The organism is Armatimonadota bacterium (assembly GCA_016223145.1).
Classification (GTDB): Bacteria; Armatimonadota; Fimbriimonadia; order Fimbriimonadales; family Fimbriimonadaceae; genus Nitrosymbiomonas.
The window spans coordinates 32905-47196 of sequence record JACRPN010000003.1; the positions used below are offsets into that span (position 1 = coordinate 32905).

General features: G+C 60.8%; 9 protein-coding genes and 1 pseudogene. 5 read left to right on the plus strand and 5 right to left on the minus strand.

All coding sequences use genetic code 11. The features are described 5' to 3' along the window. The coding region (locus tag HZC36_01145) for a discoidin domain-containing protein (GenBank protein ID MBI5705577.1) at window positions 1-2328 on the minus strand (2328 nt) is incomplete at its 3' end. 104 nt (window positions 2329-2432) lie between these two features. Here HZC36_01145 and HZC36_01150 point away from each other — a divergent pair. Continuing rightward, a complete protein-coding gene (locus tag HZC36_01150; GenBank protein MBI5705578.1) occupies window positions 2433-2888 on the plus strand; it encodes a YdeI/OmpD-associated family protein in 456 nt (151 codons plus the stop codon). Window positions 2889-2891: 3 nt separating this feature from the next. Here the strand turns inward: HZC36_01150 and HZC36_01155 are convergent, their stop codons facing one another. Continuing rightward, on the minus strand, window positions 2892-3473 hold the full coding sequence (locus tag HZC36_01155) for a CHRD domain-containing protein (protein MBI5705579.1): 582 nt from the start codon (window positions 3471-3473) through the stop codon (window positions 2892-2894). Between the two features lie 342 nt (window positions 3474-3815). Here HZC36_01155 and HZC36_01160 point away from each other — a divergent pair, with 342 nt between their 5' ends. Both HZC36_01160 and HZC36_01165 read left to right on the plus strand, forming a co-directional pair. After that, the gene (locus HZC36_01160; protein MBI5705580.1) at window positions 3816-4283 is read left to right on the plus strand and encodes a hypothetical protein; all 468 of its coding nucleotides are present in this window, start codon (window positions 3816-3818) and stop codon (window positions 4281-4283) included. A 100-nt stretch (window positions 4284-4383) separates the two neighbouring features. Continuing rightward, window positions 4384-5298: a PEP-CTERM sorting domain-containing protein gene (locus HZC36_01165; protein ID MBI5705581.1), complete on the plus strand. Its 915-nt coding sequence runs from the start codon at window positions 4384-4386 to the stop codon at window positions 5296-5298. A gap of 135 nt (window positions 5299-5433) precedes the next feature. On the opposite strand, the pseudogene HZC36_01170 reads toward HZC36_01165, so the two are convergent. Further along, a pseudogene (locus HZC36_01170) lies at window positions 5434-5985 on the minus strand (four helix bundle protein). A gap of 146 nt (window positions 5986-6131) precedes the next feature. Between HZC36_01170 and uvrB the strand changes: the two are divergent. Further along, entirely contained in the window at window positions 6132-8252 is a 2121-nt protein-coding gene (uvrB, locus tag HZC36_01175) for an excinuclease ABC subunit UvrB (protein MBI5705582.1), read from the plus strand. Window positions 8253-8318: 66 nt separating this feature from the next. On the opposite strand, the gene HZC36_01180 is transcribed toward uvrB, so the two are convergent. Together HZC36_01180 and HZC36_01185 are read right to left on the minus strand one after the other, a co-directional pair. Beyond that, on the minus strand, window positions 8319-9440 hold the full coding sequence (locus HZC36_01180; GenBank protein ID MBI5705583.1) for a DUF4268 domain-containing protein: 1122 nt from the start codon (window positions 9438-9440) through the stop codon (window positions 8319-8321). Between the two features lie 61 nt (window positions 9441-9501). Further along, a complete protein-coding gene (locus HZC36_01185) occupies window positions 9502-11727 on the minus strand; it encodes a hypothetical protein (GenBank protein MBI5705584.1) in 2226 nt (741 codons plus the stop codon). A 261-nt stretch (window positions 11728-11988) separates the two neighbouring features. Between HZC36_01185 and HZC36_01190 the strand changes: the two genes are divergently transcribed. Beyond that, on the plus strand, window positions 11989-14217 hold the full coding sequence (locus HZC36_01190; GenBank protein ID MBI5705585.1) for a hypothetical protein: 2229 nt from the start codon (window positions 11989-11991) through the stop codon (window positions 14215-14217). The last annotated feature ends 75 nt before the right edge of the window (window positions 14218-14292 follow it).

Here is a 14292-nt window from a genome sequence, read left to right on the forward strand (position 1 = left end):
AGGCGCCTTGTTGTCGCGGCTGTCGGCGAGGGTGGTCCACCCCTTGCCGTCGAGCGAGCCCTCGACCGTGAAGCCGTAAGATCGCTTGTCGGCGAAGAAGCCCACCACGACGACGCGCCCAACTGCGGTGGGCTTCTCGAAGTCCACCTGCCACCAGGCGGCTTTGTCCCGGTTGACGTCGGTGCCCCAATAGCTGTCGGTGTCCACGATACCGTCGTTGGCGCGCGCCGCCTCCATGCCGGGAAAGGCGAGCGAGCAGGTGGCCGGCTTGCCGGTCGTTAACGATTCGATGAATATGGGCGGGCTGAGGGGAGGCGCGGTGCGCAGGTACTTGCTCACGACCGTCGGAAAGTCCCATTTCTGCTTCTGGTTGGGGCGAGTCACGACCTCGACGCCCGCCATCCGGTTCACCCAGGGACGCGATGTCGGCAGATGAAGCACGATGCGCTTGGGTGGGTTCCGCTTCGGTGGGCTAAAGTCCACCTCAACGCCCTTGGCGGTCCCTCGGACAGTGAGGCCCATCTCGCCGAAGTGCGTCGGGAGGCGCTCGATGCGGATCTCCTCGCCCTTGGCCAGCCACCAATCCGGCACGGCTGAGAGCAGGTGCAATTCGTCGCCGGCCTCGTGGACGAGCATGTGGCGCAGCATGATGGCGTAGTTGCCGGCGCCGGTGACGTGCGGGATGGTGTCCCCCCAAGCGAACCGCCGCATGTAGTAGACGCCCTCGGGAAAGGCGTGCGCGGCGGTCGAGTGCAGCAGGTACCAGTAGAAGTCCTCGACCACCTGCTCGTCCTTGCCTCGAACCAGGTCCGTCATCGTCGTGTAGGCGCCCATGTAGGGGTGAATCACCGGCTCCATTTGCCCGACCCATCGTATCGTGTCCTCAACGAAGCCGCCTGAGAACTCGCGTCGGACGTGGTTGATCAGCGCATTCACGCGCGCGTCGTCACGGCCGAACAGTTCCGTCGGCCAGAGCGTTTCCGTGTTGCCCCAGTGCGTGCCGACCTTCTCCCAGCTTGGAGGGAAATGCGACAAGCCGGACCGCTTGACGGCGGCGTCGATGGCGCTTCGGTAGTCTTGCGCCTCGGCGCGCCACTTCTTCTCGCCTTCGGCTTTTCCTAGCGCCCGCGCAGCGTCGGCGGTGCAGAGCATCCCACGCAGGTTCCAGAGGTCGTAGCCGACGATGTGGTGCTTGCCGTCCCAAAGCATCTCGCCGTCGGCAACAGCGGCCGGCAATAGACCCACGAACGGCGAATCGGCCGGCGCTTCCCGGCGAGCCTTCATTGTCCACTCGACCGCCTTGACCATCGCCGGGTACACGCGCTCCAGCCAAGCCCGGTCGCCGGTGATCTGGTAGTACTGCCACAGCACCCACACCGCCTGCCCGTTGGCATCGAACTGCATGGCCTGCGACTCGAACCGTCCGTCGGCCCGCTGGCGGGGCAGGTACAGCTCAACCGACTTCCGTGCCGCGTCCCACAGGCCAGCTTCCTCAAGCTCCATCACCTGATACGCGCCGTCGCGGATGTAGAACTCGTCATAGAAGCCCTCGCCGCCCCGCACCTCGCCGTGGTCGTTGGCGATCATCTGGCACACGTGCGCCGCCTTCAGCGCGTCGGTCGCCTTACGGCACGGCACGTGGATGGCCGCGGCGGACCTCTCGAACCCGCGCCAGTATTGGATCGTCCGCCAGAGCCAAAGCGTGGCGTCTTCCTTCTCGAGGGCGGCGGATTGCTCTTCGTTCACCGCGAAGTAGGCGTATCGGGCCGCTCCCGCGACCGTCTCGCCCGGCGCTAGGTTCTTGTCAACCCAACGATCGCCGGACGCAGCACCGCCGGACAGCTTGATCGCGATCTTCGCCTCAGCCAGCTTGTTCGATCGGTTGGCGGCCTTGTAGTGAACCCAGACGAGGAAGTTCTCGCCCTCGGTCGGCCAGTCGAATGCCTTGCGCCAGTCCTTCACGCCGGGCATCGGCGTCGCCCAATAGGAGAACTCGTAATGGACCGGCCCGTCGGCCGCGGCGATCTCCATGATGGGCATCCAGCCGTCGCGGGCCAGTTTCCCCTGCTGCCGGCTCAAAAGGGTCAGTTCCCGACCGAAGCGGACCTGCACCGTTCTAGCGGTCTTAGGATCGGCTTGGCCCTCTTTGCCGCCGAGCAGGATGCGGTTGTCCGGCGTCACGCGCGCGCCGAACCTGTAGTCCTTTAACCCGACAACGTTCCAGTTGTTCGTGAAGTAGTCGAACTCGTCCGCCGGTTCCAGCGTGGCAAAGGACCGCGTAGACAAGGCTATCAGGACCAAGATGAGGGGAGCCGCTACGATCTTCATGATCCCCTAACAGTTCTGCTTGGTTGGCGCGTTCCCTTTTCGACCTGATTGACTCTCCGTTCCTCGCTGAAGCCCATGCAAGTTCGGGCATAATCGCCGCACTTATGTCAAAGGAACACCGGTTTGTCGGCCGCATCGAAAGGATGGGAGGCCGCACGATGGTCCCGCTCGGCTTTCATCCGGACTCGGTCTGGGGCGTCAAGGGCCGGCACTGTCTGAACGGCACGATCGGTGGCGCGACATGGCGCGGAACCGTTACGGCCTACAGCGAAGTCTGGGGATTGCCGACGGGTCCCGCGTGGTTGCGGGACAACAGACTCAAGGTGGGGGATGCCGTCGAGGTCGCCGTAAAGCCCGAAGGGCCCCAGTCCGACGCTCTCGCAGAGGACCTCACGGCGGCGTTTGCCACGAGCCCCGAGAGCCGGGCGTTCTTCGACTCGCTGACGAGCTTTCACCGCAAGAACTACATGCGGTGGATCGACTCGGCCAAGCGCCAAGAGACCCGGTCCCGGCGCATCGCCGAGATGATGGCGATGCTCCGGGAAGGCCGGCTGAAGTGAAGGCTATACAGCCCGGCGACGGCGCGAAATGAGCGCCAGTGCGCCTAGGCCAAGCACCGCAAGGCTGGCAGGCTCGGGTACTGGGCCGAGGTTCGCCCGGATCTCGCCGCCGGGGTAGGTCGAGGTGTGGACGTTGGCGTAAGTGAGGCCGTCCGCCATCTTGGCGCGAAGGGCGGCCCATGCACTCGCCGCAGTACCCCCGTTGGCGGTGACGAAGGAAGCGTTGAAGCTGCTCGTCAGCGTCATGTCGAACGTGTGGTCATAGGAGCCCGAGGTCGTGCCGGTCGGAAAGCCGGTGAACGTTGGGGTCGTGGTGGCCACTCCGCCATTGGCGGTCGAAGAGTCAGCCCGGGCGTGGATGTGGGCTGCGGTGTTGCCGGCGGTCAGGCCGCTGAAGTCGATCTGGACGCGCATGGTGTTCGCCACGTCGTCAATCGTCACGCGAGCGGTTCCGGTCGCAGGCGAAGCGTTCGGCGGCGATTCGTTCAGGCCGCTAAAGTCGCCGCCATAGACCAAAATGGCGCCAAACGAGTGGGCGGCGACTACCGCTAGGCCAGCAAGTACAGAATAGGTTCGAAGATTCATTTGTCCCTCCTTACTGGGCCGGCTTTGCACGGGCCAGCCCCGCAAATACCTCACGAGCAGAGGTATGGTCCCTCCAGTATAAGGCAATCTTTACGAAAGCGCAAAGTTAGCTTGTCGGCGCACCGCAAAACCTGTAAAATTACCAGCCCGGCCCACGCCAAGCTGCGTTATTGTGTTCGGTGATGGCGGCTCTGGAAGCCTCAGTCCCGATCATCGGGATGGGGGCCTTAAGCCTGGAAACGCGCTGTTGAAGCCTCCGCCTCGGAAGAGGCGGAGGCATTTCACGCACACATTGACGCAGCATTGCGCGGGAAAGGGCGCGTGGCGGGTAGCGTGAAGGGCATGGCCACTGTGATTCACAGACGTGTGGACGCCTTGCGAGCCCAAGGGAGTCCGGCGTTGATTGCGCGCATGAGGTCTGGGTGGGCGATCTTGGCAGATCGGCAGGTGACTCGTGGGCAGTGCCTGTTGCTCCCAGATCCCGTGGTGGCCAACCTCAATGAGTTGCAGGGCTCCGAACGTCGGCAGTTCCTGATGGACATGGCGGCGCTCGGCGATGCTCTGCTCGCCGTCACCGGAGCGGCAAGGATCAACTACGAGATTCTTGGGAACCAAGATCCTGCGCTGCACGCACATGTTGTGCCCAGGTATTTGGATGAGCCGGAGGAGGTCCGCACCAAGCCGATCTTCGCCTACGACTGGGAGCAAATGCCTCCTTTCGACCCATCAGTTGACGAGCCACTGCGGGCAGCCATTGCAATGGCCCTTGCGGATTCCGCCATAGAGATAGGATTTCAACACAAAAGCTGACAGCAATAATACGGGTTCTTTCCGATGAAGCAATCAGTACAAAAGTGCAGATATTGGCCCGGCAATTTGAGGAGCACAATAGCCTCTGGAGGAGACCACCATGGTTTATCGTGCCCCACTGGGGGTTCTTTGTTCTTTGGCCGCCGCCTGCGCTCTTGGCCAGTTGTCGGCGTCGCCCTATTACAGCACCTTGTCCGGTTTCAACGACACGAGCAACATGTTCATGTCGCAGACCGCCTATGATGGCTGGATCAGTCACTCGGGAGCCGATCCCGATACGTTCATCAACGCGATGGCGATTACAGGCGGAACGACCTGGGACCCGGACATTGACTTTTTCACCCCGTCTGGCTTGTTCAGTTATTACGACCCCGGGGTGGGTTACGGCACCTACACCTTTGGCACGGCGATCTCTGGCGATACGAACTGGTACGTCGGCGGTCTCGCCAGCAGGTGGGGTGATGTCTATAACGTAGACCCGGGGGTCTACGACTTCACGCTCGACATCATCGGTGGCGCCGATGCGAATGCGACGGACCTCTTGGCGAGCATCCAGTACGTGTTCGAAGTTGCTGCTCGCCTGGACGTCTCGGCGACCGGCGAAGCCACGCCTGGCGTGATCCACTACGGCGAAGTGACCCAAGTCGCAATGACCGTTCAGAACCACATGCCCAACCGGTCGTTCTTTTCAACGACTTGGTTCTTCTCGGGCGGAGGGATGTCGCAAGGCACCGACTCGCTCACCCATGTTGGCTGGGAAGGCGACTGGTGGGAAGAGGAAATCGTGGCTGGGGGGAGCCGGACCGATGGCCACACCGCTTGGAAGGCAGCGGGTGCGATTCCGACCGGGACGTATCAGGGCTACATGGGAGTCGTCGGCGGCCTCTATCTCGGCGACTGGCACTGGGTTTCCATGACGGGTACCGTGCCGACGGTAGAGCTCGTACCCGAGCCCAGCGGGCTGTTGGTGCTCGCACTGGGCGGTCTGGCGCTGATCAGGCGAAGGCGGGTCTAGGCGTATCTGGTTAGTTCGACGGGTCTGCACAGTCAGACCCGTCAGACTATTTGGGCCTGTCGGGCTGGTCGGAGGTGTCGGACGCGTCGGCTCATCGGACTGGTCGGACCCGTCGGACTTGTCAGACAGGTCCGCCGATCTCCTCTTTGACCTCTCTCTATAGAGCTTCTCGGTGAAGCCGCCTTCAGAAAGAAAGTCCGCCTCTAGGCGCTTCATCAGCCGTCGCAGCAAGTAGGTTGCCTGGTTGATCAGGCAGATCATGGTGTTGGCAGCGCTTTCGAGCGACTTTTCCTCAATGTAGGTGCGATAAGTCTCGTAGGTGTTTGCTCTCTCTTGGCCCAGATTGCGAATGAACACAGCCTTAGGATGGTTCTTGTCCCAAAGCCCGAGCTTGTTTTGCCGTAAGTAGTCCTCATAGTCGATCAGCAGCTCTTCAAGGCTGGCGCATGCTACGCCGATTAGCTTGAGTTCCGTCTTCTTCGAGGTCGCCGAAGCAGCGCTGCCCTCGGCGATGTTTTGCTTACCGCTGCGGGCGGCTTGCACCATTTGGTCTGTGGTTCTGGACCGATTCGAGATCGCACGCTTACAGAATACGACGGTGCCGTCATGGATGATCTCGGCAATCTGGTATGCCCGGAGCTTGCGATATCCGCCGTGCTTGGGGATGAGCGGTCCAGGCTCCGACATGGGCGGGAGGTTACCCTCTGTTAGGGTCGGACGGGTCGGACGTGTCGGACCAGTCCGACCTTTCTGACGCGTCTGACCCGTCAGACCCGTCCGACTCGTCTGACCATCAACCCTACTCCCATGTAGTAGAATTCCGTACACGCCTCATGTCCATCGTCCACTTCGAGACCCCGTTCGCCCTCTCCCAGGAGTTCCAGCCCAAGGGGGACCAGGAGCAGGCCATTTCGGGCCTGGTGGATGGGCTCGACTCCGGCTTTCGCTTCCAGACCCTGCTCGGCGCGACTGGCACCGGCAAAACCTACACGATGGCCTCGGTCATCCAGCGCTCCCAGCGTCCGGCGCTGATCATCGCGCACAACAAGACGCTCGCGGCGCAGCTCTGCCAGGAGTTCCGCGCGTTCTTCCCCGAGAACTCGGTCCAGTACTTCATCAGCTATTACGACTACTACCAGCCCGAGGCCTATATCCCCGGCACCGACACCTATATCGAGAAGGACTCCTCGGTGAACGAGGAGATCGACCGCCTTCGCCATGCGGCCACTCAGGCGGTGCTGGAGCGGCGCGACGTGGTCATCATCGCCAGCGTGTCGTGCATCTATGGCCTGGGTTCGCCCGACCTCTACATGGAGTCGGTGGTCACCTTCGAAAAGGGCGCGCAACTGGACGTCAAGGAGGCCATCCGCAAGCTGGTTCACATGCAGTTCACCCGGAACGACATGGTGCTGGAGCGGGGCACCTTCCGGGTTCGCGGCGACACGATCGAGATCCAGCCCAAGGACGAGGAACTCATCACGCGCGTGGAGTTCTTCGGCGACACGGTCGAGCGCATCCGGCTGATCGACCCGCTCACCCGCGACGTGCTCGACGAGCCCACGCGGCTGTCCGTCTTTCCCGCCACCCACTACGTGACCCCCTGGGAGAGGCTGGACAGCGTGATGGAGCTGATCCGCGCCGAAATGGAGGTCCAGGAGAAGGTCTTCAAGGACAACAACAAGCTGCTCGAAGCCCAGCGCCTGAGGCAGCGCGTGGAGTTCGACCTCGAAATGATGCGCGAGGTGGGCTATTGCTCCGGCATCGAGAACTACTCGCGGTACTTCGACGGGCGCGAACCGGGCACGCCGCCCTATACGCTGCTCGACTTTCTCCCCAGCAACGCCGTGGTATTCATCGACGAATCGCACCAGACGCTGCCGCAGATAAGGGCGATGTTCAACGGCGACCGCCAGCGCAAGAGCGTGCTGGTCGATTTCGGCTTCCGCCTGCCGAGCGCGCTGGACAACCGACCGCTTACGTTCGATGAATTCCTGGCCCGCGTGCCGCAGGTGGTGTTCGTGAGCGCGACGCCCGGACCCTTTGAGATCGAAAACGAGGCGCAGAGGGTCGAGCAGATTATCCGCCCGACCTACATCGTGGACCCCGAGGTGGAGATCCGCCCGACCAAGGGCCAGATCGACGACCTGATGCACGAAGTGCAGTCGCGGGTCGCCAAGGGCGAGCGCACGCTGGTCACGACGCTGACCAAAAAGATGGCCGAGGACCTCTCGACCTACCTGCGCGACCTGGGCATCAAAGTGAACTACCTGCACTCGAACGTCCACTCGCTGGAGCGGCCGGAAATTCTGCGCGACCTGCGATTGGGCGTCTATGACGTGGTCGTGGGCGTGAACCTCTTGCGGGAGGGATTGGACTTGCCCGAGGTCTCGCTCGTAGCGATTCTGGATGCGGACAAGGAAGGGTTTCTGAGGTCGGAGACGTCGTTGGTGCAGACCATCGGGCGCGCGGCGCGGCACATGCAGGGCAAGGTGCTGATGTACGCGGACAACATCACGGGCTCGATGGCGCGGGCGATCGAGGAGACCAACCGTCGGCGCAAGGTTCAGGCGGACTACAACGAGGTCCACGGCACAAAGCCGCAGACCATCCAGAAGATCGTGCGGGAGACGATCCACGCCTACAGTGGAGAAGAAGCGACGGGCTCGGCGGGCGCAATGGGGACGGCAGAAAAGCGCGCGGGCTATGGCTCCGATCCAGACTCGCCCCTCGCCCTTCGCTCTTCGCGTGGGGAGTCCGTAGACCTTTCGGATCTCCCGATCCTTATCGAAGACCTCGAGCGGCAGATGAAGCGCTATGCGAAGGACATGCAGTTTGAGGAGGCCGCTCGCGTGCGCGATGAAATCATGGACCTCCGCAAGCTGATGGGCGTCAGCGAGGGAAGGTTGGGAGTCGGAAAAAGAAAGCTGCCTGGGAGGGAGAGGGGGAAAGTCTGACGTGTCTGACCCTACTTGAATCCATGTTTTCTTTGGTTGGGCTTGGGCTTCCGACTCCGGCGTTGGCTATACGAGTTTCTTCACCAGGGGGCTAAACACGGTGTGGAAGCGCACGATGCTATCAAACATCCACTGGTGTTGAGCAGCCCTCTGTGATTCGTTCTTTAGGTCGGTGCCACTGAGGCGCAAATCGATGGAGCTTGCCTTGCACCCTGCTTTCCTGTCCCAGATCAACCCAGTAATCGCCGCATCAATTGACCCGCGATGCTCCAGGAAGTAATCGAACTTGATTTTGTTAGGATCATCGCGGATGTAGAGTTGAATGGAGAGATAACTGTCACGCCATCCTCCGACGGCGACGAGCCCAACTCCATTGCCATATTGAGAGAAATCGAGCCAGGATTGGTCGCCTGCCTTCCCCGGCTTTACTGGACAGTCTTTCTGGAGCAGAAAAGTCCTAAAGTCCGCCCAGTATTTCAGATACTGGCTAGGCTGCATAGGATCGTCTTTTGTTAAGGACTCGGACGCTTTATCCTCCACACCTGTCTTGGGACATGCATCATCGGTAGTTTTCATGCTAGATGATGGAATGCTATTGACCACCATTTGTGCTGTGATGTTCGGAGCGTTTAGCTCCTTCGACAGCGTCTTGACGATTGAAGCAATGACGCCGGAAGATGGTTCGGATAAAGCCTTGAGCAATGCCTTTCGGACTCTCTTGGAAGTAGCATACACCTCAATTCGTTGCTCGAGCATCGAGGACTTGGAAACAGCGCCGAGGAAGGCGGCCATCTCGTCCGTGTTCTGCAAGTACGATGAAGCCACAAGCCTGTCCTCAGACATTCCCGCAATGCTGTCGTCGAAAAGCCTCCACTCCTTACCGTTTGTGAGAACTACCCACCGTTTACCATTGGCATGGGCATAGAACAGAGCTTGGTCGACGTGCCAGTTATCAAGCTTGACGTCCCAGGCCTTTGCTTCGACAAACCAGGTCCAGTTCGTTTTTGGGAGCAAAGTAAAGTCGGGAATCTTGCCGGAAGCGCCCCCCACTTCGCCATGGATCTCATGATGTTCATATCCTGCGGCAAGCAGGAGGGGGTGTATGACCCAAGAACACGTGTTCGCCTCATTCGGCGGAGCCGGTAACTCCGAGAAGTACCTTTGGGCCTTCGCGATCGCTTCAGCCAAGTGACTATCCGAACTCATTGAATCCTATATTACCGATGGCAGCTCCGAGATGAGTCGCACCTTATCTCTTCCTCCACCACAACCCCAAGCCTGGAAGGTCCACCCCATCCTTCAGCTTAACCTCCCTATCTCCGAAATTGACCCGCACGCGAACCCCGTTCGAGAACTCCGTTTCTTGCACCGTCCTGTCCGGCGTCAGAAACCGGTGCGCGGTCATCTCGGCGTAGGCCGTCGCGCGAGCGATCGGCACCGTGTCAAGGTAGCTCTGAAGGAACCGGGCAGGCTCCTTCTGGAACCGATCCAGAGTCAGCCAGAAGAGCGGCGGTGTGCCATAGAGCGCGTTGAACCGGTCGCGCAGCGTCCACAGCGAAGGCAGCTTATGGCTGTGGTCGCCCCAATACCATTGCGCCACCACGCAGTCGTGATAGACAAGTTCCCACAAGGGAAGGCGGTACTTGTAGCCGAGCTGGAAATGGGCCAGTTCCTTTGGCGGCACGGCCCATTCCTTGGTCATATCTCGGCCGGCGTCCTCAGTCCGGTAGGGGCCGAGCGAGAGCATCCCCTCGAAGTAGTGCACATAGGGAACGGCCGCGTCGTGGCCGGTCTCCGAGCCCGTGACCAGGTGATATTTGCCGCTCATCAGCTCCAAGAGCTTCATCTTCCAGATTCGGCTTTCGGTGCGCGTCACCGGGTGGTTGCGGTCGTAGCACTCGCGCCAGGGGCTCGCCGTGGTCGTGTCCATGAACCGCGCCTCGTAGGGGTGGGTTTTCAGCTCGTTGCCGATCCGTTCGTCGACATAGGGGATCGCCTGCCGGTCGCAGAGAACGCCGCACGGCACGCGCTTGCCCTGCTTGTCGTCGACCTCCCATCCCTTGATCCAGTCCCCGTCCGGTCCGCGCATGAGGTCCTTCGGCCAGGCGGCGGCCGGCCAATCCGGGTGCGTCCAGGGCAGGTTTGGGTATTGCGCGGGGTCCATCACGTCCTGCACGATGTCGTAGCGCCCGGCCAGAAAGCCGAGATCGCGGATGGCGCGAAGCTGCCCGGGATCGCCGCCGCCGCTCCAGAGCACACGGTCCATCCCTGCCGCTTTGAGCCCCTTGGCGAGTTCGGCCTTTTTGGCGTCCCAGGTCCAGAGGTTCACCGCGCCGAGCAACTTGTCCACAGCGGGCACGGTCTTGCGTTTCTCAGCGAGTGTGACCAGCCGCCCTTGAGCCTTGACGTAAGCCCGATAGGCCTTGGCCATTGAAACGTGGTCGCCCTTTGCGAAGAACCGCCAGCGCATTTTGCGCGCGTAGCCGAACTGCCCTTTCTGGCCCTCCCAGGCTGGCCCCGCCACCGACAGGCCGCTTACGCGGCGCAATCGCACGCCGGCATCGTCGGGGGTTTCAAGCAGCGTCATGCAGGCCGCGCCTCGATCTGCGACCCCCCACCACGGCATACAGATGCCATGGCCGCCATAGGCCACGAGCGTCCATTGGGGCACGTCGGGGTCTTCCACGGGGTAGGCGATGCCCTCATTCATCGGCAGCACGATCGAGCTGCCTGCAGGGGTCTCAAAGCCGCCGGGGTATTCCAACCACCGAACGGCGCCCTGCCCGTGCAGGGCGATGCGGACTTCGTCTCCGGCGAGCTTGAAGCTCACGGTGCGTTCGAGCGCTGTCTTGGGGTCGAGTCCCTTGACCTCGATGCCGTCCTGGGTCTTGGCGATGTCGGTCGGGAGGAGCCCCGATTCGGTGTCTGTTGTGTGCCAGGTGCGTTTGTTGCGGAGGTCGATGACTTCGGCACTGCCGTCGCGGTTGAGGGTGAGTTGCAGGGGCGCTCTTTGGATGGTGGTCGTCGGGGGGACCTTGGCAAGTTGATCGGCGACGCTCCCGAGCAGGCGCGCTTCGAGCTTGGAGAGCCAGACCTTGCCAGGCCCGGAACCCACGATACGCGGCCGGTAGGTGACGGAGCGCTCGGGCGCGATGAATCGCGTAACGGTCGAGGCCATATTGGCGGTTGCCGAAAGCAGAGTTGCGCCAAGCATCCAATCGAGAGCTTCTTGCTTGGCGTCGAAGACGGCGGCCGCAACCTCTGCGTTACCTTCCCTCCGGCCGATTGCGCGGACCTCGATGAGGTCGCCGGGCTTGATCTTGAACGACTCGTCGGCTTGAAGGCTCCAGTCCTGCTTGCCCTTGTGCTCGACGCGGTATATGCCGTTCTCTTGGGCCAGCGTCCCGGCGCCGGCCTCGCGCGTCCAGAGTCGGAGCTCGCTATCGAGGAAGAGGAGCGCGGCAACGGTAAACATGAGTTGGGTTTACCTCGGAGCGTCGCAGAGCGTCTCAGGAGTCTCGTTGGGAACTCAGCGGAAGGCGAAAGCTCCAGATTGGCACTATGGCGACACCGCTGACAGAGATCTGGGCGATGATCAGAGCCCCCTAAGCAGGAGGCTGCAGTTCGTGGCTAGCCCTTCCTCCGGGTGCGGTTGGGAGGGCGAGAAAAAGCCTGAATTCCGGAGCTTTTCCTATCGCCATCCGTTGGATAATCATTGGGGGACACAAGTACGGCCATGATTGCTGCCTTGATCTTCATTACACTCGCGCGACACGGACATTCCGACCTGCTCCAACAGCGGTTCTCCTTTGAAGGGCCGGCGGCCACCGTTTCGCAGGTGCTGGCTTCCCTTTCGAGCGCTACTGGGACGACGCTGACGGTCAGTGGACCCATTAGCAAGGACATACTGATCCTCAGTTTCCGAGATGCACCGCTTGGTGAAGTGCTCAAAGAAATCGGCCAAGCCACTTCAGCAAGTTGGACGTCCCGTGGAGATGGTTACGTCCTTAGCCGCTCGTCACAGGACGTCGCTTCGATCACCGAAAGGCTGCGATCCGAGATTCGCGAGCCTCTGAGAACCTTGCTGGATGAGATGGGCCAGTTCCAGGATCGAGTCGGCCCTTTGACCTTTGAGAAGATGCTCGCCAGGTACGAGAACGAACGACTTGAAGAACAGCGACGGTTTGACTCACGCGACATCGCGAATCAAGTCTCGGAAGAAGTGGAATCAAACAACTACGACTATGAGCGAGATAGACAGCATCGCTTAGCTGCCTCACTGGAGTTCAGTGCAGGCTCACGGTTCATTCTTGGGCTGCTTCGGCGGCTCGGACCAGACGAACTTGCGAAGCTTTGCGCAGGAAGTCATACGGCCATCGTCCTCGCCACCAATCCGACCAAACTTGAGCGCCCGCTGACGGTTTCTGCCTCTCAGTGGCGGCAGTTCGTCGCCGAAAACAACGCATCGGCAGCGGCCTTCGAGAAGGTCCATGAGAAGGACAAGGTCGAGGAGGATGATGAGGACTCCCTTAGGGTCTTCTCTGCCGGAGCGATTCGGTTTGCTGAGCAAGCGACCAAAATCGCTGCCCAGTTGCCACGAAAAGTCATCCTTAAGCTCAATCCAATGATCGACGATACTGCTGCAATCTATGTCGAGATGAACTGCTACGGACAAGACGGTTCCCAGCTCATGGGGGCGTTTGTGGGTCTCGAATCCATGCAGGTGGGGAAGGCCGACACAGAAGCACCATCGCAAGCGCTAGGGGAACCGGTCCTTGAGATCTCTCCGCTAGGTCGGGAGTATGCCAACCTGATCTCCTGGGATAGCCGAGACGATCGCGGTCGCAAGCCAAGTGCCGATCTATTGGAACGGCTGCTGAGGCCGGATGCCTATGAGCCGCTTTCGTTGCTCGCTTCTGAGGCGCTCATCAAAGCGTCGGCCCAAAGGGGAAGGAACCTCGCCGCCTGCCTACCTGACTCCTACATCAATTGCGGCTTCGGGCTCGACGACCTCAAGGCGACCTCGAGCTCGGTTCTTGAGTTCTTTGGTGGATATGGCTCGAGGTTGGAGGACCGTGACGGCTGGTTCCTGATCCGCCCAGCCGACCCGCAATGGGATACCGAATGCCGTTTGAGCCGCAACGCGTTGACGCAGTTGAAGCGGGCCGTGGCTCGAACGAACATGGTCACCATTGGCGACTATGCGGCTTACGCCGCCAAAACGAACAACGATACAGAGGGTACAGCCAATGATATCTGCGAATCAGAGTTCCACAGCCTTATGTCGGATGCCAGTTTCGACCCCTTCTGGCTGGCCAAAGCCTATGGGTCCCTCACCGAGATTCAGAGGATGACCCTCAGGCGTGGAGGAAGGGTTTACTTTGGCGAACTGATGCCTGCCGTCAAGGAGACATTTCTTCGCTTCTTCCTTGAAGACGCTCGGGTGGATCTGCAAGAGGTTTTTCCGCAATCCGAAGACGAATTGGAGGACGCGAAACAACTCTATTCTGATCTTGAGCGTGAGAAAACCCAGTTCTTCGTACACGGCCTCGACAGCCACGGCTGGATTGAGCTGCAAGAACAGTCCGATGCCGAATTGGAGATGCTCTACGTTGACGCCGACGGTGGAACGGTCAGCACCAGCTCCAGTGAAGAGGGCATCGCTCTCATCCTCTACATGCGCAATCACCCCGAGCTGCAGGACAAGGACTCGGATCCGATCGACTACTCAAAGGCCAAGTTTTGTCCATCGACCCGATTGCGCGCGAGCTTCACATTCAATCTGGCGCCCTATCTGACCTGCAGCGCTGAGTTGTCGCACCACGTCGAGGACCCCAAGGACGCGTTCACGCTGCAGAATCTCCCAGCGAACCTGGTGCAGCGATTGCCGGAGTATTTTAAGCAGTTTGACCAGCAGGTTAAGGACGGTGAACTGGGTCCACCTCCTCCCAAAGCAAAGCACTAGGGGGATTCGGAGTTGCGACGCATCGATTTGCCCCCTGTGATGGATGACGTTCGAACGCCAACGCAAGGGTACATT